The organism is Mycobacterium canetti CIPT 140010059 (assembly GCF_000253375.1).
Classification (GTDB): domain Bacteria; phylum Actinomycetota; class Actinomycetes; order Mycobacteriales; family Mycobacteriaceae; genus Mycobacterium; species Mycobacterium tuberculosis.
In genome coordinates this window covers 3591117-3613248 of record NC_015848.1, presented here as the reverse complement: position 1 = coordinate 3613248, position 22132 = coordinate 3591117, and the positions used below count along the sequence as shown (strand labels likewise).

The window sequence follows — 22132 nt, the reverse complement described above, 5'->3', positions numbered from 1 at the left end:
GAGGTTGTGTTGTCATCGTCTCGTCGCGTGAAAAAGGGTCCGGGCCGGCGCCCACAGTCGGCCAAGCGTCAACGGTTTATGGAGCTGCGGGCTCGGGGCTGGTCCATCTCGGCAGCGGGTCGTGAAGTTGGAGTATCCCGGACTGCAGCAAACAATTGGGCGCGGGGATACAAGACCTATCGGCGTGGCGAAGCCGTCGGATTCGTGCCCGCGCTCGATCGTTTGGCTGTGCGCCAAATTAGTAGTCGCTATCTGTCCGAGGAGGAGCGGATCAACATCGCCGATCTGCGCCGCTCGGGCCTAAGTATCCGCAAGATCGCCGACCAGCTCGGACGGGCACCCTCGACGGTGTCGCGGGAGCTACGCCGCAACAGTCGCCGCGATGGCCAGTACCGGCCGTTCGAAGCGCATCGCTGGGCGGTTCAACGCCGAGTCCGCCGTCACCGGCGTCGGATCGACAAAAACCCCGACCTTTGTGAGCTGATCGCCGAGCTGCTGGCCCAGCGGTGGAGCCCGCCACAGATCGCCCGGCATCTGCGACGGAAATACCCCGATGACCGGTCGATGTGGTTGTGCCACGAAAGCATCTATCAGGCCGTCTATCAGCCTCAATCACGATTGATCCGGCCGCCGCAGGTCAAGTCGCCACACCGTGGCCCTCTGCGCACGGGACGAACTCATCGCCGCGCCCATCTGCGTCCTGGCCGTCGCCGCCCGCGCTTCGCCCAGCCGATGTTGTCGATTCACCAGCGGCCGTTCGATCCCGCCGACCGCTCCGAGCCTGGCCACTGGGAAGGAGATCTCATCGTTGGTAAGAACCAGGGCTCGGCGATTGGCACCCTCGTCGAGCGACAGACACGTCTGATTCGGCTGCTGCACCTGCCGACCCACGACGCTTACTGCCTGCGCATCGCGATCACCGAGATCATGAGCGACTTGCCGGTGACGCTGGTCCGGTCCATCACGTGGGATCAGGGCATCGAAATGGCCCGACACATCGACATCACCGCCGACCTGGGCGCGCCGGTCTACTTTTGCGACTCCCGCTCACCGTGGCAGCGAGCCAGCAACGAGAACTCCAACGGTCTGCTACGGCAATACTTCCCAAAGGGCACCAGCCTCAGCACCTACACGCCCGACCATCTGCGGGCTGTCGAATACGAGATCAATAACCGACCCCGCCAAGTCCTCGGGCACCGCAGTCCCGCTGAACTTTTCACCGCGCTGCTAACCTCACCAGACCATCAATTGTTGCGACGTTGACTAGAACCCACCTTGCCGCGCTCTGGTCAGTATTCGGTTGCCGCCGACAACATGGAGGGCGCGTTGTCGAATACCAGTAGCCAGGGACCAGGGTGAGATGCGAGCGCTCCAACGAAGTCCGCTGATGCGTCAGCGCCCTCCCCGAAATCTCTTCCTGTCAAGTTATGCGTGATCGCTCGAACCCGCGAAGCTGTGATCGATGGATCGCGAGCATCAATCCACATGATGTTGCTAAAAGTGTTGTGCTCAATGTGGCAGAAGTCAGCTGCCAGAGCGGATTTCCCGTTGCCGGTCCGTCCGGCCAGAATCGCAACGGACGGAACGCGCCCATCCGGATCTAGCATCCTTTCCCGGACGACCTCATCGAGTTGTTCCAGAAGTACGAGTCGGGGGACTGTCGTTTGGAATGTAGGGATTCCAGCGACAGGGACTCCCCAGTCGAATGCGCCTGCCGCCTCAGCGATCTCTCGATCCGGGATCGAGAGCGCGTCGATAATCTCAAGAGCAGTCAGCCTGCGGTCGGCTTCACCCGCCGCCGCGCTGAAGATCTTGTGGAGGAGAACCACCGCTACGATTCGGCAGCTGACGCGGCCTTGACTCTTCTTGTTCTCGGCTCGGAACTGGGTGACTAGGTCAACCAGCGAGTCGGTCAGTTCGCCGATGTTTCTGGAGTCCAGCGCAATGATCTCTGCGGTTGCTTGCGCTTGGTCGTTGTTCAACGCATACTCGATGACCTTTTCGCTTGAGTTGCTGACCACACGCGAGTCTTGAAGAGGTTGCGACAGTGGGCGATTCGTCATCAGGTGAACCGCCCCGGTGAGTCCGGAGACTCTCTGATCTGAGACCTCAGTCGGCGGCTGGTCTCTGGCGTTGAGCGTAGTAGGCAGCCTCGAGTTCGACCGGCGGGACGTCGCCGCAGTACTGGTAGAGGCGGCGATGGTTGAACCAGTCGACCCAGCGCGCGGTGGCCAACTCGACATCCTCGATGGACCGCCAGGGCTTGCCGGGTTTGATCAGCTCGGTCTTGTATAGGCCGTTGATCGTCTCGGCTAGTGCATTGTCATAGGAGCTTCCGACCGCTCCGACCGACGGTTGGATGCCTGCCTCGGCGAGCCGCTCGCTGAACCGGATCGATGTGTACTGAGATCCCCTATCCGTATGGTGGATAACGTCTTTCAGGTCGAGTACGCCTTCTTGTTGGCGGGTCCAGATGGCTTGCTCGATCGCGTCGAGGACCATGGAGGTGGCCATCGTGGAAGCGACCCGCCAGCCCAGGATCCTGCGAGCGTAGGCGTCGGTGACAAAGGCCACGTAGGCGAACCCTGCCCAGGTCGACACATAGGTGAGGTCTGCTACCCACAGCCGGTTAGGTGCTGGTGGTCCGAAGCGGCGCTGGACGAGATCGGCGGGACGGGCTGTGGCCGGATCAGCGATCGTGGTCCTGCGGGCTTTGCCGCGGGTGGTCCCGGACAGGCCGAGTTTGGTCATCAGCCGTTCGACGGTGCATCTGGCCACCTCGATGCCCTCACGGTTCAGGGTTAGCCACACTTTGCGGGCACCGTAAACACCGTAGTTGGCGGCGTGGACGCGGCTGATGTGCTCCTTGAGTTCGCCATCGCGCAGCTCGCGGCGGCTGGGCTCCCGGTTGATGTGGTCGTAGTAGGTCGATGGGGCGATCGGCACACCCAGCTCGGTCAGCTGTGTGCAGATCGACTCGACACCCCACCGCAAACCATCGGGGCCCTCGCGGTGGCCCTGATGATCGGCGATGAACCGGGTAATTAGCGTGCTGGCCGGTCGAGCTCGGCCGCGAAGAAAGCCGACGCGGTCTTTAAAATCGCGTTCGCCCTTCGCAATTCGGCGTTGTCCCGCCGCAAGCGCTTCAGCTCAGCGGATTCTTCGGTCGTGGTCCCGGGCCGTGCGCCGGCATCGACCTGCGCCTGGCGCACCCACTTACGCACCGTCTCCGCGCAGCCAACACCAAGTAGACGGGCGACCTCACTGATCGCTGCCCACTCCGAATCGTGCTGACCGCGGATCTCTGCGACCATCCGCACCGCCCGCTCACGCAGCTCCGGCGGGTACCTCCTCGATGAACCACCTGACATGACCCCATCCTTTCCAAGAACTGGAGTCTCCGGACATGCCGGGGCGGTTCAAGAGGCCTCGTCGTCCGCCACGCAGTTTGAGAACCTTCAGCCGCCGCCGCGCCCGTCCGGTCTCGAGGCCTTTAGCGTCGTCGGCGCCGGATTGCTTCGGCTCCTGCACGTGTCAGCGTTGCAAGCAATCTGCGCACGGAGTCGGGCATGTGTTCGTGCGGACGGATCAGCGGGAGTAGGTTGGCGAGCCGCGGAGGCGGTTGACGGACCTCGGATCGCTCGGGCTCGATGTTGGGCAGTGCGTGAACGAACACGGCAAGTGTTTGACAACCGGGGAGCGCCGCCGCCGGGGCCAGTACGGCGTCGAAGTTGGCATCGCGGGCGGCGGCGGCGATGGCCTGGGTGGTGGTGTAGTCGTCGGACAGAAGATCTGTTTCGTCCACACCTAGATGGGATCGAGTCCTCTCGTCTGTGAGGTCGAGTACCTGGAGTGTGACCGCCACTCGACCGACGCGGCGACGGACCTCGAATGGATCGACCCCGTCATCGACGAAGTGGCGGAACAACTCCGCCCATGCACCTTGCTCTTTGTTCGATGCGTACCAGACTCCCGGCTCGCCCGTTCGGTGGTAACGGCCAGGACCTCGGGCGGGGTCGGCGCAGGAGGTCACAGGGTGACGTGTGGGGCCTTGGTGCCAGTAGGTGCCTTTGAGCGTTCGCCGCGGTGCGGTGGCGATCGCGTCGGCAAGCTTCACACGTAGGCGCCGTCGATAAATGACTCCGCCGCGCTTCGCACATCCTCGTAGCGATCCTTGGCGAGCAGGTCAACCGGGCGCTGCCCGTCGAGGAGCCGGTTTTTGGCGTGCAGCCACTGGCCGACACCTCGGGGGGTGAGCGAGTCCGAGAGCAGGAGGACGAGGTCACGAAGCTGCGCCAGCCGGTCGTACCGCTCAGGGCGGATGTCGCCGGTCCGCCACCCGCGTACCGCCCGATCGGACACCTGTATGACCGCGGCGACGTCGACCTGGGTGACGCCGAAGGGTTTCAGGGCATCGACGATCTCGCTGGCCTCGACCGCCCGGTCCAGGGTGACCGCCATCGTGGTTCCTCCGCAACTTCCGGTTCTACTACCGTAAACGCTACCGCTTATCGACCATGATGACAACGGAGGCGCCCTAAGTGGTGCTGCCGATGGACCCTCACTAACTCCGCGACCACATGGAGGCGAGGTGCTGTAGGTCCACCAAGAGTCTGACCGATTTCGGCCTGGGATTGCTGCTGATTACTGTGTTGGGAACGGATTTGGGAACAGAACAGGCCGAAACGAATCCGTACAACCGCGACGCGGCGGAACAGGCTGGACGGCGGAATAGAGGCTGATCTGGACGTATGAGACCGACCGCGATGGGAGAGATTGCGACTGGTTAGCTCATAACCCAGAGGTCGCAGGTTCGAATCCTGTCCCCGCTACCGGCGAAATGGCCCTCGGAGGAGACTCCGGGGGCCGTTTTCATGGGCGGGAACACTTTTGGGAACATGCGCATAGCTAAGGATCTGGTTGGGAACAGATTGGGAACACGAGCTGTGCTGGGGCTTGGGAGATCGAGACCGGCCGGAAGTGTGGGCGTGAGTTAGCTCAGGCGGTCAGCTCGACGGTATTTTCGCCGAACTCAGCGACGATGCGCAGGTGCCCGCCCAGGGCGGCAACGTAGGCCTGCAGGGTGCCGAGTTCGGTGTGGGACAGGTCGCCGCTCTCCAGCTTGGAGACACGGGCCTGAGAGACCCCCATCAGCGCCGCGACGTCGGCCTGACGTGCGTGGCCTAGCGCCTTGCGGATCTCGGCCAGGCGGTGCGCCAGGACGGCATCGCGCATCTCCTCGCGTGCCACGGCGGCCCGCTGCAGATCCACGCGGCCCTGCGCGACGGCATCGGCGCGAATGTCACGCCAGTTGCGGGCCATGGTCATCCACCTCCGTGCTCGCTCGCCAGCCAGTTCTCGAAGCGCTGGTCAGCGATTGGAATGTTGTTGTCGTACCAGCGTTTCCAGTTGCCTGCCTTGTCACCGCCCAGCAGCAGGATCGCCTGCCGGGCCGGGTCGAAGGCGAACAGGATCCGGATGCTGGTGCCGGCGGGGCGCAGCTCCTTCATGTTGTGAAACGTTGAGTCGTTCACTTTGTCGACCACCGGGCGGCCCAACGTCGGCCCCTCCATTTCGAGCAGGTCGATGGCGCCGGTGACCGAGGCCATCGCATCCCTGTTGAGCGCGAAGAACCACCGTTCGACCTGCGGGAGCAGGATCACGGCCAACGCTTCCGCACCAGTATAACCTCTAGGTTATATCTCGTGGTGGCGGCGGTGCGCGGTCATCGTCGGGCCAACTGTCACCGAGCAGGAACGAGACAGCCTGCTCGGCCGCTGCAAGCTAAACCCGGCGTTCACCACCGAGGCGCTGCCGTCGCCATGCAGCTGACCACAAATGCCAGCTGCGCCGAAGGCCCACCGCGGACGGCAAACACCTTCCGTTGCAACACCTTCGGATGCAGCTTGGACGGAAGGTGACCAGTCACCACGACATCGACCGTTTCGGCGTCGCCAGCACCGCGGACGAATCGGTGTACCGGCCGTTGCCACCTCGCCTCCGGCTTGCGCAGGTCAATCTCTCACGTCGTCGTTGCCGCACGCAGAGTGATATGTACAAATCACGGTTCAGTGAGTGTACAGTTCAAAGTGTGGATGTATCCGTGACCGAGTTGCGCGCGCACCTCAGCGATTGGCTCGATCGAGCTCGGGCCGGTGGCGAGGTCGTCATCACCGAACGTGGGATTCCGATCGCACGACTCGCTGCGCTGGACAGCACAGACACCTTGGAGCGTCTCACGGCCGAAGGCGTGATTGGCAAGGCGACCGCGCAGCGGCCCGTAGCCGCGGGACGGCCCAGGCCCCGACCGCAGCGGCCGGTGTCTGACCGGGTCAGCGACCAGCGGCGCTGACCGTGCCGCTCGTCTACTTCGACGCCAGCGCCTTCGTCAAACTTCTCACCACCGAGACAGGGAGCTCGCTGGCGTCCGCTCTATGGGACGGCTGCGACGCCGCATTGTCCAGCCGCCTGGCCTACCCCGAAGTCCGCGCCGCACTCGCTGCAGCGGCCCGCAATCACGACCTAACCGAATCCGAGCTCGCCGACGCCGAGCGTGACTGGGAGGACTTCTGGGCCGCCACCCGCCCAGTCGAACTCACCGCGACGGTTGAACAGCACGCCGGCCACCTCGCCCGAGCACATGCCTTACGCGGAGCCGACGCCGTTCATCTGGCCAGCGCATTGGCAGTCGGCGACCCCGGCCTGGTAGTCGCCGTTTGGGACCGACGCCTGCACACCGGAGCCCATGCCGCCGGGTGCCGAGTCGCCCCCGCCCAACTCGACCCGTGATCCGACCGCTTGACGTTAGCCATATCGGGTTTGGGGACCGCCGCCCCAGGGCATCCGCGGCCGACGGCTCCGCGTCGGTTGTTCAGCTCCCGAAAAGGGGTGACGTGAAGTCTGCCGAGGAGATCATGGAGATTTTGGAAGCCTACGATTTGACCGGTTCGTTGCGTGATGCGCGGAGCTGGTGGGGTGCTTGCATCACACGGTTGCGGGTATGTGGCCGCGCGGGAGCTCGGTGTGAGCTGGTTGAATAGCGCGTCGACTAGCGCTAGAGCCGCCCATCGTTGCCGCACGATGATTGGGGGCAGAAGCTCCAACCTGCTCTTGAAATATGGCGATCGGTATGCGCCTACAGGCTGGAGACGGATTGTCCGTTCCAGAGGAGATTGATGGGTAGAGCCATCAACCGGTCGCCGAACGGCAAAGCCCGGGCACCAGTGTAGAAGAGAACTCCGGTGATGAATTCGTCGCCGAGTCGGTCACGCGCGAATGACAAGTGTCGGAAATCATGGACGTTCACTGTCGCCGAGGCTTTGACCTCGACACCGACGACGCGACTGTCTGGGGTCTGAAGAATGCAGTCGATCTCCCGTCCGTCTCGATCGCGAAAGTGATACAGGTCAACCTCGAGTTCGGTCGCCGCACGTAGCTTCATCAGCTCGTTGATCACGAACGTTTCCATGATCGGGCCCGCGCCCTCCGCGGTTGGCCTGGCCAGGGAGTCGGCGCTTTGCCCGCGCAACCAGGCCGCGAAGCCACTGTCGACGACGTGGATCTTTGACCGCTTCTTGATCTTCGCGGTCAGATTCCGCGACCAGGCGGGCAGGCGATGTACCAGATAGACCGTCTCGAACAACGCCAGATCCGAACGGATCGTCCCCGCGTCGACCCCGATGACCCGCGCCGCTTCGGCCACGTTCAGCTCCTGCGCGGTGATAGCGGCCAGGTAGCGCATGAACCGCGGCAGGCGATCCGTCTGCTCGATCCGCTTCAGCTCGCGCACGTCGCGCTGCGTCACCGTGCGCAGATAGTCCGAGAACCACCGGCTGCGGGCGCGACCCGCCGGGCGCTGCACAACTTCCGGAAAGCCACCCGCGCAGGCCAGCTGCAGATACTCATGTCGCGTGACCGGGGCGGGCTCCGTGCCCAGGACCACTTGGGGTTCAGTGAACAGTTGCGCAATGATCTCCGGCCGGACACCCGATCGTTCAGCGACAGACAGCGGCCAGAGGTCGAGGATCGCAACCCGTCCGGCCAGTGATTCCGACAGCGTCGGCACCGTCAGGAATCGGGTCGACCCCGACAGGAAGAACTGTCTGGGCCGGCGGTCACGATCGGTTGCCGTCTTGATCGCCAGGATCAACGGATCCCCGGCGCACTGGACCTCGTCCAAGAACGTCGGGCGCGGCGCGGACATGATGTACCCCTCGGGATCGGCTCGCGCCGACGCGCGTTCGACGTCAACATCCAACGAACGCAGCCATCCGCCTAGCTCGGCGTGCAATTGTTGGAGCAGCGTCGTCTTACCAGCCTGCCGTGGACCATTGATCAGCACGACACGGGTGTACTCCGCAACCTCGCGCAACTGTTCGAGCATGTGCCGCTCGATCAGCTCGTGACCAGCCTCATCATGCACCACAACGTCAAAGTACTCCTGTTTTGTCGTACATCTGATCCCGATTTGTCGAATAGTTTGTCCTGTTTTGTCGACCATTGGATCTTGTTTTGTCGAAAGACGTATCTTGATCTGTCGACCATCGTCGGGCTTGTGGCTGTAGTCGACTTTCCAGAAGCTGGTGATTGGTCCCAGGCAGCGATGGCCGTGAGCACACAATGCCGGTGCGGGCCGATATCCTTATGCCAGCGATGATCCCGACTGGATCCCCGTTGTCGGTGATCGCGGTTGGGTGGAGATCACTCATGCGATCAACGGTGTGTTGCTGGCTCAACGCCAGTTCCGTCGGCAATGTCCCTTTGGTGCACCACATCACGCCGAGCACCGTCGTCCGCCCCAACGCCAGCGGGGTTGCGCAGATTCGAGCAGGCGGTTCTTGAGGGACCGGCTCGTAGCGTAATGAGCTTTTTGCGAACGGATTCGGAAACGTCGTCCGTCAACAGGCCCTCGTACGCAACATCGACCGGAAGCTGAAGTAGCTCCTCGAGTTCGATCCGGGTTCCGGACAGCCGAAGCCGCTCTTCTTTGTCCTCGGCCGCCGTCACCAGGCCGCCGGGTCAGCGGAAGCGGACGTTCAACGTCGCCTGGCCAAAGGTCTTCCGGCCGCCAGTCATCGCGGCGACAGTGACGACACCCGTGGGAGTTGCCGGGTCCAGCGACTTGATTCGGCCGCTGTATTCGATGTCTGCTCCCTCGGTGGCCTAGCCGATCGCGGTGCCGAAAGCACCCCGTAGCGGGTAACCGCACCGGGATCGCTCGACCACGCGGAGCAGGCCGACGCCTATTAGCGTGGCTGCAAGATGATCACCGGAATCCCACGCTCGGTCCAGCTTTGGCAAGAATCGAAGTCGGCGTAGGCGTCTACTGGGCGCGGCCATAGGCGCGCCCGCTCGTCCGAGCTGGCCACGACGGCTCTCACCGGGCGGCGATCGGATCCGATCTGAATGTGGGTGTCGGGATTGGGCAGTAGGTTGCGATACCACTGCGGGTTTTCTGCCTGCCCAAGGGCAGAGGCAACGACGATGACATTGTTACGGTCGGTGATGTAAAGCAGTGGTGCGACGAAGTTCTTGCCGGACTTGCGGCTCCGGTGTTCGAGTAGCAGTGTCGGCACCGGTTTGCGGAATCCGGCGCCGAGTCGCAACTTGCAGCCGACTCGTCCGCCGGTGCGGTGATAGATCCATGGGTGCGCTCTGCCGATACCGCGAAACGGTGGGGAGGAGCGGCGAATCCAACTGGTCTGGGCGTGGCTTTGGTGGTCATGCGAAATCGCTTCACGACTCGAGAAACTGCAGGGCATCGTCCACAAACTGTGCGTGGTGCTGGAATATCCCGCCGTGGCCGGCGTCGGGATAGATGCGCAGCGTGGCGTTGGGCAGCCGATCAGCGAGGTCCAACGAGTTGCTGGTGGGCACCATCGTGTCGTCGTCACCGTTTGCGATCAGGACCGGATGGCCGATGCTCGTCAAGTCCGAAGGCTTTTGCGTGCCCCACGCATGGATGGCCTTGAGCTGGGAGCGGAACGCGCGCACTGTAATCGATTTGTCGCGATTGTCCTTCCGTTCCTTGAGCCGCTTCACGAACTGTCGCGCCGCTGATTTGCCGCTGTCGGTTCGCGTGAAGAACCGCAACTCCTTGGGATCCCTGAAAGTCAGTGTGGCCTTGATGCTCTCGCGGATCGTCCCGAAAGTAACCTTGCCGATGCCAACACCACCGGCCGGTCCGGTACCCGCGAGGATGATCTTGCGAACGAGCTGCGGTTCTTGCTGCGCGATCACCTGCGCGACGAAGCCGCCCAACGAGAATCCAAGGAGATCAACCTGATCGAACCCCAGGGCACGGACAAAGGCGATCGCATCGTCGGCCATGGTGGTCACGGTGTCCGGCGTCTGGCCTTCCGAAGCGCCGACACCGCGGTTGTCGAAAGTGACCACTGGATGCTTGGCGGCGATGCCGTCGACGACCCGTGGATCCCAGTTGTCTAAGACCGCGCCCAAGTGGTGCAGAAAGATCACCGGCACGCCGGCATCAGCACCGAGCCGCCGGTAGACAAAACGCGTTCCGCCCACATTGATGCTCTTCGTGGGCGCGTCCTGGTATGTCGCGCCGATGTCGCCGGCCTGTCCCTGGGGCACGCCGACTCCTTGTATACTGATCGGTGTACTTATAACCGACACTGTACATCGGTTAATGCGACACGTAAACTTATCGGTGTACTTTGGTTGCGGAGATGCACCGACATGGACCTCGACAACCTCCGCCAACGGCTAGCGAGCGCGCGATGACGCACCGGGCGAGCGCGCTCATCAGCGCACAGGAGTGGTTCTCCGCTGGGGAGAGGGTGGGCTACGACGCTGAGCGGCCGGGCATCAACCCACGTTCGCCGCTGCGCGCGTTCATACGGCGCGCTGCTGGGACGGGGGTCACGCGAACGTTCCTGCCTGGCTGGCCGGATGGTTCCTACGGTTGGGCGAAGGTGGAAGCTTTCTTGAGCTCGCGATTCCACTTCCCCCGCATCTACCTGGACTACATCGGCCACGGCGACTCCGACAAACCCCGGGATTACCCGTACTCGACCTTCGAGCGCGCGGATCTCGTCGAAGCCCTCTGGCACGCCGAGGGGATAGCGCAGACCGTCGTCGTTGCCTTCGACTACTCCTGCATCGTCAGCCTTGAGCTGCTGGCGCGGCGGATCGATCGCGAGCGGGCGGGAAACGATCAGCGGACCCGAATCACGGCTTGCCTGCTCGCCAACGGCGGCATCTTTGCCGACGGCCACACCCACGCCTGGTATACGACGCCGCTGCTCACATCGCCGCTCGGCGCGGCGATCACGCCGATCGGCCAGCGCTCATGGCGCATGTTCGCCCCATTCTTGCGCCCCGTCTTCTCGCGCGGATACCCATTAAGCGCCGCGGAGATGAAGGAGCTCCACGACGCGATCAGCCGGCGCGACGGCGTGCGCGTGCTGCCCGCCACGGCGGGCTTCGTGGACGAGCATCGCGAGCACGCAGCGCGCTGGGACCTGGCGCGGATCATTTCGGCGCTGGGCGATGAGGTCGCCTTTGGTGTGGTGGGCAGCGCCGAGGATCCATTCGAGGGAGAGCAACTGCGGCTCGCCCGAGAGCGGCTTGCGGATTCGGTGGAAATCACCGAGCTTGCGGGCGGCCACCTGACGACAGCGGAGCAGCCCGATCGGCTCGCCGAGGTTATTGCGGCCCTGCCCGAGCGTTCCTAAAGAGGGGGAACGCGGAAGCCGCCTAGGACTTCGGTGAGCAGGGCGGCGAACTCTACGGTGGTGCGGTCTCCGCCCGCGGGCCCCATCGCCTGGATGCCGATCGGGAGTCCGGTAGCTGTGGTGGTGATGGGCATGGTGGTGGCCGGGGTGCCGGCGATGTTGGCCAGCGCGTTCCATTTGAGTTGGTCCCAGTACGAGCGTGAGACGCCGTCGACGTCGATGGTGCGGCCCAACCGGTCGTGGTCCTTGTTGTGGTGGAGCGGCGCGGGGGTGGGCGTGACGGGCAGGAGCAGCACGTCGAACTCGTTGAAGAATCCGGCCCACCGGTCGCGCATTTCGTGGCGCGCCGCATCGGCGAACAACCACGCACGGTGGCTCTGTAGCGTCGCACGCAGGGCGTTGGCGGCTTCGCCCCGAGGATGCCAAACCGCGCGTAATCCGAGCGCGGCGGCGGAGGCTGGGCTGAGGGTGGACCGGTCGACAGCGAAGGCGCCGAACACCAGACTCTGGAAGATGTTGTGCGACACCGCCATATCGACCGGGATGGTGGCGGGCTGCTCAACGACGTGTGCGCCCGCGGCGCGCAGCGCGGCGACAGCATCATCCATGGCCCGACGCGCGTCGGCGTCAATTGGGCAATGCGGGTCCTCGGCCCAGACCGCGACCCGGAAGTCTTTGAGCGCGCCGGCTCGTGGCGGAGCGAGCGCATACGAGAATCCTCCGTCCGCCCGCATCGGCCCGACGGTCGCCTCCAGTGCGGGGATGATGTCGCGGGCACCGCGCACCTGCACGCCCGCGCAGGCCATGTCGGCTTGCCCCCATCGCCCGGGATTACCTGGTGCGCTGGGAATGTGCCCGACCAGAGGAACCGAGCGCCAGGTCGATTTGTGGCCGTACAGACCGCAGTAATGAGCCGGGATCCTGGTAGAGCCGCCGATCTCCGAGCCGTAGTCGAAGCTGGTCAGCCCGGCCGCGGTGGCGGCCGCCCCGCCGCCGGCCGAGCCGCCGGACGTGCGCGCGGCGTCCCATGGGTTGTTGGTGCGGCCGAAGACCGGATTGCTGGCCTGGACGTCCTGGTTGCCGGTGGGCATGTTTGTCTTGCCCATGATGATCGCGCCGGCCCGGCGCAACCGGGCGACCGCCTCGGCGTCCTGGGTGGGTACATAGTCGGCAAGGTCGCGGCGACCGCAGGTCGTGCGCATGCCGGCCGTCTCATAGCTGTCCTTGACGGTGATCGGCAACCCATGCAACGGGCCGAGTTCGTCGCCGCGGGCTCGTGCCGCATCGGATCGCTTGGCGACGCGTCGGGCGGCGTCGGGGTCAACGGTGACGATCGCGTTGAGCGACGCGTTGTACGTGTCGATTCGGGAAAGATACAGCTCGACTAACTCCGCGCTGGACACCTTCTTGGCGGCGAGCGCCGCGAGTTGAGCGGTCGCCGGTAGCCAGGCAATATCGTCTGAGGCCTTGGCGGACATGGCCATATCGACTTTCGGACTCAGTTACCCATCAACCGCGCGATACGTTCCCGCGCAGGGACATTCAGCGACGCGCGCACCTGACGGCTCATCTCGTCGGCCAGCACGTCCTCCTCGCCAGCCTCTATTCCGTCGAGCACCTGGCGGACCACATCGGCAGGATCGGACTTCGGCGCGTCGGCGAATCGACCCATGTCGGTATCGACCAGCCCCACGTAGACGCCCACCACCTGCACACCGCGCGGCGCCAGCTCGATACGCATCGACTCCGTCGCGCTCCACATCGCCGCCTTGGACACTCCATAGCTCATGCCAAGGGGAAGCCAGGCGAGTACCGAGGAAACGTTGACGATGGCACCGGATCTCTCGGCGATGCGGTCGGCGAACGCGGAGGCCAGCGCGAGCGGTCCGAACAGGTTCGTCTCCAGCTCGCCGCGAAGCGCGGATGTGTCCTTGTCGAGCACCGAGGACGCCCGGGAGATTCCGGCATTGTTGATCAGAATGCCGACATCGGTTGCTAAGTCGGCTGCCTCGGCGACCGACACCGCGTCGGTGACGTCGAGTTGGAGCGGAATCACGCGCGGATCGCTAACGTCGATTGCCAGCGGGTTGCGGGTAGCGGCATAGACCTTTGCCACTTTGCGACCGAGAAGCTGAGCGACGTATTCGCGGCCCATGCCGCGGTTGGCGCCGGTGACGAGCACGGTCCGCTCGGCTAGTGAAGTCATGAGACCTCCTGCAGTAAACCGATTGGTGTACTTTGTGCTTTGACGGTACACGCGCTAAGGGGTGTTGTAAACAGGTCGGTATACTCAGCACTATGCCGCCGGTCACCAGAACAACGGAACCCCCCAGGCGCGGGGGCCGCGGCGCTCGTCAGCGTATCTTGAAGGCGGCTGCAGAGCTGTTCTACTGCGAGGGCATCAACGCCACCGGGGTCGAACTGATCGCGAACAAGGCTTCGGTATCCAAGCGGACTCTCTACCAACACTTTCCGAGTAAGTCCGCGTTGGTGGAGGAGTACCTGCGCGGGCTCCGGCAAGCCGCCGGCGAGGCCGACAAGATGCCCAAGGCATCCAACGCGACACCACGCGAGCGGCTGCTCGCATTGTTCGATCGTCCAAACAGGGGCGATGGGCGGATGCGAGGTTGTCCATTCCACAACGCGGCGGTCGAGGCGGCCGGGGAGATGCCCGGAGTCGAGCGGATCGTCCACTCGCACAAACGCGACTACATCAAAGGCCTCGCCCGGCTGGCCCGAGAAGCCGGCGCAGCGCATCCGCGCAGCCTGGGCAATCAACTCGCCGTGCTGTTCGAGGGCGCGGCCGCACTGTCCACCTCCCTCGACGATGCCGGCCCCTGGGCGCACGCCCGAGCGGCAGCGGAGGTCCTGATTGATCAGGCAACGGCCCGTCCGGTCTGAACTCGTCATCGCAATGGATGGGGATTCGTCCACGCTCACGTTGTGAGATGGCCGGCGGCCAGGGTTTAGGATCGCCGAATGTCCGTTGCGCTGCTTCGGGAAATGTTCGATCGGATGGTCGTCGCCAAAAACGCGGAGCTGATCGAGCACTACTACGACCCAGACTTCCTGATGTACTCCGACGGGCTGAGCCAGAGCTTCGCAAAATTCCGCGATAGCCACCGCAAGCTCTACGCCACGGCGATCAGCTACGCGGTCGAATACGACGAGCACGCATGGGTAGAGGCCCCAGACAAGGTTGCCGGGCGGGTGTGGATCACCACGTCGCGACCTGGCGAGGAGCCGACCCGCATCGAGGTGGTACTCATTGCCGCCTACCGCAACGGCCGAATTCACCGGATCTGGGAGACGACGTGGCCGAGTTGGCGCAACGTGGCCGCCCTCGACGATTACTGAGACGACTACTGATCGGCTGGCGATGCGAAACCAGCTGAGAGCAGGGGCCGCGACGTTATTATTCTGTGATCCTATGCTTCAGCGATTTCCAGCTACCCGTAAGTAACTGCACGCTAGAGTGGGCGACATCCGGAAGGCGGCAACGGGGCCGCGTCGAAGGGGGAGCGGCGATGAGTGCTCGGAGACCCACTCGAAGCAGCGGGGCTACCCAGATTCCAGACGTCCTACCGCCTAGCCGCACCTTGACCGTCCGTGCGGCGGACGGCACCCCGTTACACACCCAGGTGTTCGGGCCGCCTCACGGCTATCCGATTGTGCTGACGCACGGTTTCGTCTGCGCCATCCGGGCCTGGGCATACCAAATCGCCGACCTGGCCGGCGACTACCGGGTGATCGCCTTCGACCATCGCGGCCACGGTCGAAGCGGTGTCCCACGGCGTGGCGCCTACAGCCTCAATCACCTTGCGGCCGACCTCGATTCGGTGTTGGACGCTACGTTGGCCCCGCGCGAGCGTGCGGTGGTCGCTGGGCACTCGATGGGCGGCATTACCATTGCCGCCTGGTCGGACCGCTACCGCCACAAAGTCCGCCGCCGCACGGACGCCGTCGCGCTGATCAACACCACCACCGGCGACCTGGTGCGCAAGGTGAAACTGCTGTCGGTGCCACGCGAGTTGTCCCCGGTTCGGGTGCTGGCCGGCCGGAGCCTGGTCAACACGTTCGGCGGGTTTCCACTCCCCGGCGCGGCCAGGGCCTTAAGCCGGCACGTGATCTCCATGTTGGCGGTCGCCGCCGACGCGGACCCCAGCGCCACGAGACTGGTCTATGAGTTGTTCACCCAGACGTCTGCCGCGGGGCGCGGCGGCTGCGCGAAGATGCTCGTCGAGGAGGTGGGGTCGGCGCACCTCAACCTGGATGGTCTGACGGTGCCAACCCTGGTGATCGGCGGCGTACGTGATCGACTAACGCCGATCAGCCAGTCCCGCAGGATTGCCCGCACCGCGCCCAATGTTGTCGGCCTCGTCGAACTGCCCGGCGGCCACTGCTCGATGCTGGAACGGCACCAAGAGGTGAACAGCCACCTGCGGGCGCTGGCCGAATCGGTGACCCGGCACGTCCGGGACCGGCGGATCAGCTCATAGCAGGGCGGCGATCTCGGCGGCGGCACGCTGACCGGATCTGACGGCGCCGTCGAAATACCCGGTCCATTCGTCCGCGGTCTCGGTGCCCGCCCAGTGGATCGGACCGACCGGCTCACGTAACCAGTGACCGTATTTCGTCCACGACCCCGGCGGTACCGCCGCGGTCGGACCACCCGGCGCGAATTCCTCTGTACCCCAACGATAGTCAACATAATCAAGGGGGTCGAGCGCTTCGTCGCCGAACAGCGACGCAAAGCAGCGCAATGTATCGCGGCGGCGCTCTTCGATGGGTAGCGAGTCGAACCCGCGAGCATCGACGAACCCCATCAGAATGCCTGGCCCGTCGGCGTGCGGACTGACGTCGAAGGTGATGAACACCGGCGCCTCATCGGACAGCGCCTGGCCGGAATACCCGCTGGCCCGCCAGAACGGCGTCGAATAGGCCGCGTAGGCCTTGCTCAGCCGGCCCTGCGGCCAATGGTGGGCGAGCTGCTGATATTCCGGCGGCAGCGGGGGATCGAACTCGATGGCCACGCGATGGGCCGGTGGAATGGCGACGATGACGAACCCGGCCTCGGCCTGACCTTGATCGGACGTGACCGTCACACCCGCTCCGTGCCGGTCGATGCGACGCACCGCGGCGTTGAGCAGGACGCGTGCGCCGAGTTGGGCGGCGGCCGCCTGGGCGATCTGCTGTGTCCCTCCCGGCACACGGTCCTGCTGGGCACCATTTTTGACGTCGAGCAGCCGGTCCAGGCCGCCGGCCGCGCGTACGTAGCGGGCGGCGTGCAGCATCGAGACATCGTCGGGCTCACAACCCCAGGTCACCCGGGTCATGATGGCCATCAGGTTCCGCGAGGACGATGTGGCGCGCACCAAGCGCAACCACTCCCCGAGCGACACGTCGTCGAGTTCACGCGCGCGCCGCGCATCCCAGGGGGCGGCCACCGGAACGCCGCGGGCAATTCGCTCGAATTGCCAACGCAACCGGCCGATGTCGATGAGCCCGGTCAGCGACAGCTTGGGGATGGTGCCACGATAGCTGCGTGCCGATCCCCGCCACTGGATGACGTTTCGGCCGTCGCGGTGGGTCGGGGTTGTCGGGATCCCCAGCTCGGTGGCCAACGCCAGCACGGCGTCTTGGGTCGGGCCGATGAACGAGCCGCCCATATCCGCGGGCACCCCTGCCACGCGAGCGGTTAACGAGCGGCCGCCCACCCGATCGCGGCCTTCGAACACCAGCACCTCGTGACCCTGTCGCGTCAGCTCGCGGGCCGCGGCCAGCCCGGCGAAGCCAGCGCCCACCACGACAACATCGACAGTCCACGGTGGGTTTGTCACCGCTCTAGTCAACCGCATTTCGGCGGTTCCGGTCGGCTATTCCGGCTGCCGTCGTTTTCGGGCCGTTTCCCGGCCGGCGCCCAGGAACCCTGGACTCGCGAATGCGGATAGCCTCACCGGTGCCGAAGTAAGCCTGAAGCGCCTAGGGCGCCACCGTAGACCAGTCGGCGAACCCCGATGGGTCGTGGCGGCCCAGCGCCCCGTGTTCAAACAGACCCCAGCCCTGCACTGGATTCCCGTCGCCGTCGCGGCATAGCGCGCGACCGACGTGGTCGATGACGCCGAAGCCGGCCCGCGCGATGATCGTCGGATCGGTCATGTCGTAGGTTCTTCGCTCGACGAACTTCTCGCCCTTCCACATGCCATGTGACCAGTCCGAGTCACCCCCGTAGCCGCCACCGACATGGGTCGGCACCGCCAGTTTGGACTCCACGTCGAAGTGCACCGGCGCGCCGTCGGGGGTGCTTGCCTCGATCGTCGCCCCGGTCGGGATGCGGGTGCCGGAGCGGTAGTGGATCCGCACCCGCGGCCAGCCCAGCTGCTCGACGTGGCCGTCACGCCAGATCCGGGTGCAGTCGTTGAGCGAGCGGAACCCGTCGGGTTCTTCCTGGATGATCAGCACGACGGCGAAGTCGTCGAAGGCCAACGGCACATACAGCCACCACATGCCCTCGAAGGGTGGGTCGGCGGGCCGGCCCGCCGGTTCTGGTTCCCCCACCGGCCGGATGCCCCAGGACCGGTCCCGGCTGCCGAGCCAGGTCGCCGGATCGACGGCGATCCGTTCGCCGTCGACGACGATGCGGCCGCTCCAGGTGCCCAGCTGCGCGAAGCGCTGCGCATCCAGGGTCACCCGGTTGCCGGAGCGCAAGACGTGCGGCTGTTCCTGGACGACGTCGAACAGGCCCTCCCAGGTGAGATCGGCCGCCACACCTTCGGTTTCGTCGAGCACGATACGCAGTTTTCGCAGCGGCTCGACGACCTCCACCCGGTAACCGTTGACGTGCTGGTGTAGCCGGTCGGAGTCGATGGCATCCGAAAGATGCACCGCGGTCTGTATGTCCGCACGCCTGATCAGCACGAACGCGTCTTTCACGCCCAGGTTGGGGTAGTAGCCGATACCGGTGATCAGAAAGATGTTCCCGGTGCGGTCGTGGGCGTTGAAGTAGGAGCGGTCGTAGAAGTTGCGGTCGGAGGAGCCCGGCCAGGCGATCGGCTGGGGAAGCTGATGTAGCGGGTACTCGTCGAGTGGGCCTAGCATTTGCGGCATTAGTGCTCCTCTCCAAGAAGATGCTTCATCAAGCCGGCGTGATAGAACAGCGACTCCACATCGTCGGGCTTCTCGATCTCGCCGAAGTGCACTCGCCGCGCACCGGTGCGCATGAACACGCATGCCCACATGACCCCGGAGTACACGTAAAACCAGTGCAGGTCACCAAGTTCCACGCCGGTAAGCGCCTGGTAGGTGGCGCGCACATCGTCCTCACGCATCACCTCCGGCAAACCCGGCAGCGTCGCCAAACCGGCAAGCTCCTGAAATACCCTGTGCGCAAATATCATCCACGCGACGTCGAGTTCCCGTGGACCCAGCGCCACCATTTCCCAGTCCAGCACCGCCACCGGCTGAAAGTCTCGGTACAAGACGTTGCCCACCCGCGCGTCCCCCCACAGCAACACCGGCTCGCGCGCGGCAGCGTCGTCCGGCCAGTGGCTTTGCAGCCACTCGAAAGTCCGTTCCAGTAGTGGGGATCGACCGATGCCTTCCACCGCGAAGTCGTACCAGGACCGTACCCAGTTGAAGTGCCGGTGCAGCGTGGTATCGCTGGTGCGGCCCTGGGTGAGGAAGCTAAACGTGTTCTGGGCGTTAGGGATTGAATGTAGTGTGGCCAACGCTGCGACGGTGGCGTCCTGCAGTTGGCGCTGGCGCTCGGCGGGCGCGTCGGCGAACCAGTTGTCACCGAACGTGTACGGCATGACGTCGGGCGGCACCACGCCCTCGACGTAGTCCATCAGAAAGAACGGAGTTCCCAGCACGTCGCCGGTGGTCTCGATCCAGCGCACCCGCGGGACGGGAACGTCGGTCAGCTCTCCGACCAGCCGGATCACTTCGAATTGGTGGTCAAGCCGATACGTCGGGAACACCGGCACGTCCTCGGCGGCCGGCGCCACCCGCGCCACCAGCTTCTGCTGGATCGATCGCCCATCTTGTTGCCACCGCGCGGTCAAGATGATGGTTTCCGACGACATGCCGGTGGAGTCCACGCCACTTTCCACGGTCACCTCGGGTGCCGCCCCACCGGGCAACACGCTCGACAGCCAGCGCGATATCACCGCCGGCAGGGTGGTCACGTCGCGGCTCGAGCGCTGGAGTCGGTCGATGGCTCCGATTGCCGGTTCGTTGGCCACAAGCGCCTCCCTGGTGCGGCAATTACGCTACTTTAGGTAGCGTTATGAAAGCAGACCTGCCCTCCCTTGACAAGGCCCCCGGCGCCGGGCGGCCGCGTGATCCGCGCATCGACTCGGCGATCCTGTCGGCGACGGCGGAACTGCTTGTGCAGATCGGGTATTCGAACCTCAGCTTGGCCGCGGTCGCCGAACGCGCCGGCACCACCAAATCGGCGTTGTACCGGCGGTGGTCGAGCAAGGCCGAACTAGTGCACGAGGCCGCGTTTCCCGCCGCGCCCACCGCGCTGCAGGCTGCGGCCGGTGATATCGCCGCCGACATCCGAATGATGATCGCGGCCACCCGCGATGTGTTCACCACCCCGGTGGTGCGGGCCGCGTTACCCGGTCTGGTAGCCGATATGACCGCAGACGCTGAACTCAACGCCCGGGTGCTGGCGCGTTTTGCCGACTTATTCGCCGCTGTGCGCATGCGCCTGCGCGAGGCCGTCGACCGCGGCGAGGCGCATCCCGACGTGGACCCGGACCGGTTGATCGAGCTGATCGGGGGCGCCACCATGCTGCGGATGCTGCTGTACCCGGACGACATGCTGGACGACGCGTGGGTGGACCAGACCACCGCGATCGTCGTGCGAGGGGTCCACCGCGCCGCTCCTGGCGGCAGTGTCGTCTGACGTGCCAGTATGAACCAAGCCAGGTTGAACCAACCCCCAGGCCGCAATGGCGGCTGGCAACCGGTCGAGTGGTGTGCGTATGCCCGGTACTAAGCCCGGTAGTGACAAACCGACAGGGCGCGTCGTCGTCGTGATCGTGCTCTTGATGCTTGCTGGCGCTGCCCTGCGCGGCCACCTGCCGGCCGACGACGGTGCACCGCTCGCGGCGGCCTGCGGCAGCCGGGCGGCGCTGATGTTCATTGTCGCCGCACTTGCCGCGACGCTCGCGCTGATAGCGCTCGCCATCATCACCCGGTTGCGACATCCGCTCCCGGTGGCGCCCAGCGCGGGGGAGCTCTCGGCAATGCTTGGCGGTGCAGCAGGGCGTCCGAACTGGCGTGTGCTGTTGCTCGGACTCGGGACAATCCTGGCCTGGCTGCTGATTGCGATACTGCTGGCACGGTTGTTCGTGCCCGATGATGTCGGTCCTGCTGCGCCCATACCGGATTCAACCGCTACGCCGGATGCTTCCAGCACCACGCCGTCGCGCCCGCAACCGCCGCAAGACAACAATGACGACGTGCTCGGCATTCTCTTTGCCAGCACAATCGGCCTGTTCTTGATGGTCGTCGCGGGGTCGCTGATTACCTCGCGACGACAGCGCAAGTCGGCACCGGCTCGTATCAGTGGCGATCGCATCGAGTCTCCGGCGCCCTCGGCGCGTTCGGAATCACTGGCGCGTGCCGCCGAGATCGGACTGGCCGAGATGGCCGACCTCCGCCGCGAACCACGGGAGGCGATAATTGCGTGTTACGTGGCGATGGAGCGTGAACTGTCGCATGTTCCCGGTGTTGCCCCTCAGGACTTCGACACCCCGACCGAGGTGCTGGCCCGAGCCGTCGAACACCGTGCGCTCCATGGTGCTAGTGCCGCCGCGTTGGTGAGCCTGTTCGCCGAGGCGCGTTTTAGCCCGCACGTGATGAACGAGGAGCACCGTGAGGTGGCGATGCGTTTGCTTCGACTGGTTCTTGACGAACTGAGCACTCGGACCGCTATATGAAAAGGCTTATCGCCCTGGGGATTTTCCTCATCGTGGGGATTGAGCTGCTGGCGCTGATACTGCACGACCGTCGGCTCGTGCTCGCCGGGTCGGGGCTCGCCCTGGCTCTGGTGCTGCTCAACGTCCGCCGGATGCTGGGCAACCGGGACGAACTCACGGCTGCGCCGGACTCCGACGATCTGGGGGAGGGGTTGCGCCGGTGGCTCTCCAACACCGAGACGACGATCCGGTGGTCGGAGTCCACTCGAGCCGACTGGGACCGGCATTTGCGTCCGATGCTCGCACGACGGTTCGAAATCGCCACCGGCCATAGACAGGCCAAAGACCCGGTTGCCTTTGCTGCCACCGGCCGAATGCTTTTCGGCGACGAATTGTGGGAATGGGTCAACCCGAACAATGTGACGCACACCGGCGACCGTCAACCAGGCCCCGGCCGTGCGGCACTGGAAGAAATTCTGCAGAAGTTAGAACAGGTATGAC

25 protein-coding genes and 1 pseudogene are annotated in these 22132 nt (G+C 64.8%); 10 read left to right on the top strand and 16 right to left on the bottom strand.

Going from position 1 to position 22132, the window contains the following annotated elements; translation table 11 throughout:
* The first annotated feature begins 6 nt into the window (after positions 1-6).
* On the top strand, positions 7-1263 hold the full coding sequence (locus MCAN_RS16860) for an IS30 family transposase (protein ID WP_456319988.1): 1257 nt from the start codon (positions 7-9) through the stop codon (positions 1261-1263).
* Positions 1264-1289: 26 nt separating this feature from the next.
* Here MCAN_RS16860 and MCAN_RS16855 read toward each other — a convergent pair whose 3' ends face one another.
* The 6 genes from MCAN_RS16855 to MCAN_RS16825 all read right to left on the bottom strand — a co-directional run bounded on the left by MCAN_RS16855 (position 1290) and on the right by MCAN_RS16825 (position 5669).
* The gene (locus MCAN_RS16855) at positions 1290-2063 is read right to left on the bottom strand and encodes a hypothetical protein (protein WP_014001615.1); all 774 of its coding nucleotides are present in this window, start codon (positions 2061-2063) and stop codon (positions 1290-1292) included.
* A 46-nt stretch (positions 2064-2109) separates the two neighbouring features.
* Positions 2110-3371, bottom strand: a protein-coding gene (locus MCAN_RS16850) for an IS3-like element IS6110/IS987 family transposase (RefSeq protein WP_145974184.1) whose coding sequence is annotated in 2 segments (ribosomal slippage) — positions 2110-3083 and positions 3083-3371 — 1263 coding nt in all. Because the reading frame shifts where the segments join, the coding sequence is not laid out codon by codon here.
* Positions 3372-3493: 122 nt separating this feature from the next.
* Positions 3494-4117, bottom strand: coding sequence for an RES domain-containing protein (locus tag MCAN_RS16840; protein WP_014001613.1), 624 nt, complete (start codon positions 4115-4117; stop codon positions 3494-3496).
* On the bottom strand, positions 4114-4461 hold the full coding sequence (locus tag MCAN_RS16835) for an antitoxin Xre/MbcA/ParS toxin-binding domain-containing protein (RefSeq protein WP_003899956.1): 348 nt from the start codon (positions 4459-4461) through the stop codon (positions 4114-4116). The genes MCAN_RS16840 and MCAN_RS16835 overlap by 4 nt, the downstream gene beginning before the upstream one ends.
* A 537-nt stretch (positions 4462-4998) precedes the next feature.
* Positions 4999-5328, bottom strand: coding sequence for a helix-turn-helix domain-containing protein (locus MCAN_RS16830; RefSeq protein ID WP_003899955.1), 330 nt, complete (start codon positions 5326-5328; stop codon positions 4999-5001).
* Positions 5325-5669, bottom strand: a complete 345-nt coding sequence (locus MCAN_RS16825; protein WP_014001612.1) for a type II toxin-antitoxin system RelE/ParE family toxin — start codon at positions 5667-5669, stop codon at positions 5325-5327. Before MCAN_RS16825 ends, MCAN_RS16830 begins: the two co-directional genes overlap by 4 nt.
* Before the next feature lie 230 nt (positions 5670-5899).
* Here MCAN_RS16825 and MCAN_RS16820 point away from each other — a divergent pair, with 230 nt between their 5' ends.
* Together MCAN_RS16820 and MCAN_RS16815 are read left to right on the top strand one after the other, a co-directional pair.
* Positions 5900-6352, top strand: coding sequence for a type II toxin-antitoxin system Phd/YefM family antitoxin (locus MCAN_RS16820; protein ID WP_003899953.1), 453 nt, complete (start codon positions 5900-5902; stop codon positions 6350-6352).
* Positions 6353-6354: 2 nt separating this feature from the next.
* Complete coding sequence (locus MCAN_RS16815) at positions 6355-6789, top strand: type II toxin-antitoxin system VapC family toxin (RefSeq protein WP_003899952.1); 435 nt, start codon at positions 6355-6357, stop codon at positions 6787-6789.
* A 346-nt stretch (positions 6790-7135) separates the two neighbouring features.
* Here the strand turns inward: MCAN_RS16815 and MCAN_RS16810 are convergent, their stop codons facing one another.
* From MCAN_RS16810 to MCAN_RS16795, 5 genes and pseudogenes are all read right to left on the bottom strand, one after another.
* Positions 7136-8425, bottom strand: a complete 1290-nt coding sequence (locus MCAN_RS16810; protein ID WP_003416640.1) for an ATP-binding protein — start codon at positions 8423-8425, stop codon at positions 7136-7138.
* Between the two features lie 287 nt (positions 8426-8712).
* Positions 8713-9006 carry a hypothetical protein gene (locus MCAN_RS16805; protein WP_003416635.1) on the bottom strand — a complete coding sequence of 98 codons (294 nt, stop codon included), beginning with the start codon at positions 9004-9006 and terminating at the stop codon, positions 8713-8715.
* Positions 9007-9018: 12 nt separating this feature from the next.
* Positions 9019-9242, bottom strand: a pseudogene (locus tag MCAN_RS23710) ((R)-hydratase); the annotation flags it as partial.
* A gap of 3 nt (positions 9243-9245) precedes the next feature.
* Complete coding sequence (locus MCAN_RS16800) at positions 9246-9761, bottom strand: nitroreductase family deazaflavin-dependent oxidoreductase (protein WP_015288470.1); 516 nt, start codon at positions 9759-9761, stop codon at positions 9246-9248.
* Positions 9736-10596 carry an alpha/beta fold hydrolase gene (locus MCAN_RS16795; protein WP_014001610.1) on the bottom strand — a complete coding sequence of 287 codons (861 nt, stop codon included), beginning with the start codon at positions 10594-10596 and terminating at the stop codon, positions 9736-9738. The genes MCAN_RS16800 and MCAN_RS16795 overlap by 26 nt, the downstream gene beginning before the upstream one ends.
* 146 nt (positions 10597-10742) lie before the next feature.
* Here MCAN_RS16795 and mesT point away from each other — a divergent pair, with 146 nt between their 5' ends.
* Positions 10743-11699, top strand: a complete 957-nt coding sequence (gene mesT / locus MCAN_RS16790) for an epoxide hydrolase MesT (protein ID WP_003416627.1) — start codon at positions 10743-10745, stop codon at positions 11697-11699.
* Here the strand turns inward: mesT and MCAN_RS16785 are convergent.
* Both MCAN_RS16785 and MCAN_RS16780 read right to left on the bottom strand, forming a co-directional pair.
* Positions 11696-13183 carry an amidase gene (locus MCAN_RS16785; protein ID WP_014001609.1) on the bottom strand — a complete coding sequence of 496 codons (1488 nt, stop codon included), beginning with the start codon at positions 13181-13183 and terminating at the stop codon, positions 11696-11698. The two genes, mesT and MCAN_RS16785, sit on opposite strands and share 4 nt — an antisense overlap.
* A 14-nt stretch (positions 13184-13197) precedes the next feature.
* On the bottom strand, positions 13198-13905 hold the full coding sequence (locus MCAN_RS16780) for an SDR family oxidoreductase (protein ID WP_014001608.1): 708 nt from the start codon (positions 13903-13905) through the stop codon (positions 13198-13200).
* Between the two features lie 92 nt (positions 13906-13997).
* Between MCAN_RS16780 and MCAN_RS16775 the strand changes: the two genes are divergently transcribed.
* From MCAN_RS16775 to MCAN_RS16765, 3 genes are all read left to right on the top strand, one after another.
* Positions 13998-14600: a TetR/AcrR family transcriptional regulator gene (locus tag MCAN_RS16775; RefSeq protein ID WP_003416617.1), complete on the top strand. Its 603-nt coding sequence runs from the start codon at positions 13998-14000 to the stop codon at positions 14598-14600.
* Between the two features lie 78 nt (positions 14601-14678).
* A complete protein-coding gene (locus MCAN_RS16770) occupies positions 14679-15056 on the top strand; it encodes a hypothetical protein (RefSeq protein WP_015291254.1) in 378 nt (125 codons plus the stop codon).
* Positions 15057-15226: 170 nt separating this feature from the next.
* A complete protein-coding gene (locus MCAN_RS16765; protein ID WP_041180141.1) occupies positions 15227-16198 on the top strand; it encodes an alpha/beta fold hydrolase in 972 nt (323 codons plus the stop codon).
* Here the strand turns inward: MCAN_RS16765 and MCAN_RS16760 are convergent.
* From MCAN_RS16760 to MCAN_RS16750, 3 genes are all read right to left on the bottom strand, one after another.
* On the bottom strand, positions 16193-17539 hold the full coding sequence (locus MCAN_RS16760; protein ID WP_014001606.1) for a flavin monoamine oxidase family protein: 1347 nt from the start codon (positions 17537-17539) through the stop codon (positions 16193-16195). The genes MCAN_RS16765 and MCAN_RS16760 overlap by 6 nt on opposite strands.
* Before the next feature lie 142 nt (positions 17540-17681).
* Positions 17682-18806, bottom strand: a complete 1125-nt coding sequence (locus tag MCAN_RS16755; RefSeq protein ID WP_014001605.1) for a hypothetical protein — start codon at positions 18804-18806, stop codon at positions 17682-17684.
* Positions 18806-19942 carry a phosphotransferase family protein gene (locus tag MCAN_RS16750; RefSeq protein ID WP_003900650.1) on the bottom strand — a complete coding sequence of 379 codons (1137 nt, stop codon included), beginning with the start codon at positions 19940-19942 and terminating at the stop codon, positions 18806-18808. Before MCAN_RS16750 ends, MCAN_RS16755 begins: the two co-directional genes overlap by 1 nt.
* Before the next feature lie 44 nt (positions 19943-19986).
* Between MCAN_RS16750 and MCAN_RS16745 the strand changes: the two genes are divergently transcribed.
* The 3 genes from MCAN_RS16745 (at position 19987) to MCAN_RS16735 (ending at position 22131) form a co-directional block, all read left to right on the top strand.
* Positions 19987-20613 (top strand): TetR/AcrR family transcriptional regulator, encoded by a 627-nt coding sequence (locus MCAN_RS16745; RefSeq protein WP_003416599.1) that lies wholly within the window; start codon positions 19987-19989, stop codon positions 20611-20613.
* Positions 20614-20692: 79 nt separating this feature from the next.
* On the top strand, positions 20693-21652 hold the full coding sequence (locus MCAN_RS16740) for a DUF4129 domain-containing protein (protein WP_014001604.1): 960 nt from the start codon (positions 20693-20695) through the stop codon (positions 21650-21652).
* On the top strand, positions 21649-22131 hold the full coding sequence (locus tag MCAN_RS16735) for a hypothetical protein (RefSeq protein ID WP_003416593.1): 483 nt from the start codon (positions 21649-21651) through the stop codon (positions 22129-22131). The genes MCAN_RS16740 and MCAN_RS16735 overlap by 4 nt, the downstream gene beginning before the upstream one ends.
* The last annotated feature ends 1 nt before the right edge of the window (position 22132 follow it).

What these genes read in the sequence shown, in the direction of transcription:
- MCAN_RS16855 (WP_014001615.1), bottom strand. Translation starts at nt 2,063, where the DNA reads ATGACGAATCGCCCACTGTCGCAACCTCTTCAAGACTCGCGTGTGGTC.
- MCAN_RS16835 (WP_003899956.1), bottom strand. Translation starts at nt 4,461, where the DNA reads ATGGCGGTCACCCTGGACCGGGCGGTCGAGGCCAGCGAGATCGTCGAT.
- MCAN_RS16830 (WP_003899955.1), bottom strand. Translation starts at nt 5,328, where the DNA reads ATGACCATGGCCCGCAACTGGCGTGACATTCGCGCCGATGCCGTCGCG.
- MCAN_RS16820 (WP_003899953.1), top strand. Translation starts at nt 5,900, where the DNA reads ATGCAGCTTGGACGGAAGGTGACCAGTCACCACGACATCGACCGTTTC.
- MCAN_RS16800 (WP_015288470.1), bottom strand. Translation starts at nt 9,761, where the DNA reads ATGCCCTGCAGTTTCTCGAGTCGTGAAGCGATTTCGCATGACCACCAA.
- mesT (WP_003416627.1), top strand. Translation starts at nt 10,743, where the DNA reads ATGACGCACCGGGCGAGCGCGCTCATCAGCGCACAGGAGTGGTTCTCC.
- MCAN_RS16785 (WP_014001609.1), bottom strand. Translation starts at nt 13,183, where the DNA reads ATGGCCATGTCCGCCAAGGCCTCAGACGATATTGCCTGGCTACCGGCG.
- MCAN_RS16780 (WP_014001608.1), bottom strand. Translation starts at nt 13,905, where the DNA reads ATGACTTCACTAGCCGAGCGGACCGTGCTCGTCACCGGCGCCAACCGC.
- MCAN_RS16775 (WP_003416617.1), top strand. Translation starts at nt 13,998, where the DNA reads ATGCCGCCGGTCACCAGAACAACGGAACCCCCCAGGCGCGGGGGCCGC.
- MCAN_RS16770 (WP_015291254.1), top strand. Translation starts at nt 14,679, where the DNA reads ATGTCCGTTGCGCTGCTTCGGGAAATGTTCGATCGGATGGTCGTCGCC.
- MCAN_RS16765 (WP_041180141.1), top strand. Translation starts at nt 15,227, where the DNA reads ATGAGTGCTCGGAGACCCACTCGAAGCAGCGGGGCTACCCAGATTCCA.
- MCAN_RS16755 (WP_014001605.1), bottom strand. Translation starts at nt 18,806, where the DNA reads ATGCCGCAAATGCTAGGCCCACTCGACGAGTACCCGCTACATCAGCTT.
- MCAN_RS16745 (WP_003416599.1), top strand. Translation starts at nt 19,987, where the DNA reads ATGAAAGCAGACCTGCCCTCCCTTGACAAGGCCCCCGGCGCCGGGCGG.
- MCAN_RS16740 (WP_014001604.1), top strand. Translation starts at nt 20,693, where the DNA reads ATGCCCGGTACTAAGCCCGGTAGTGACAAACCGACAGGGCGCGTCGTC.
- MCAN_RS16735 (WP_003416593.1), top strand. Translation starts at nt 21,649, where the DNA reads ATGAAAAGGCTTATCGCCCTGGGGATTTTCCTCATCGTGGGGATTGAG.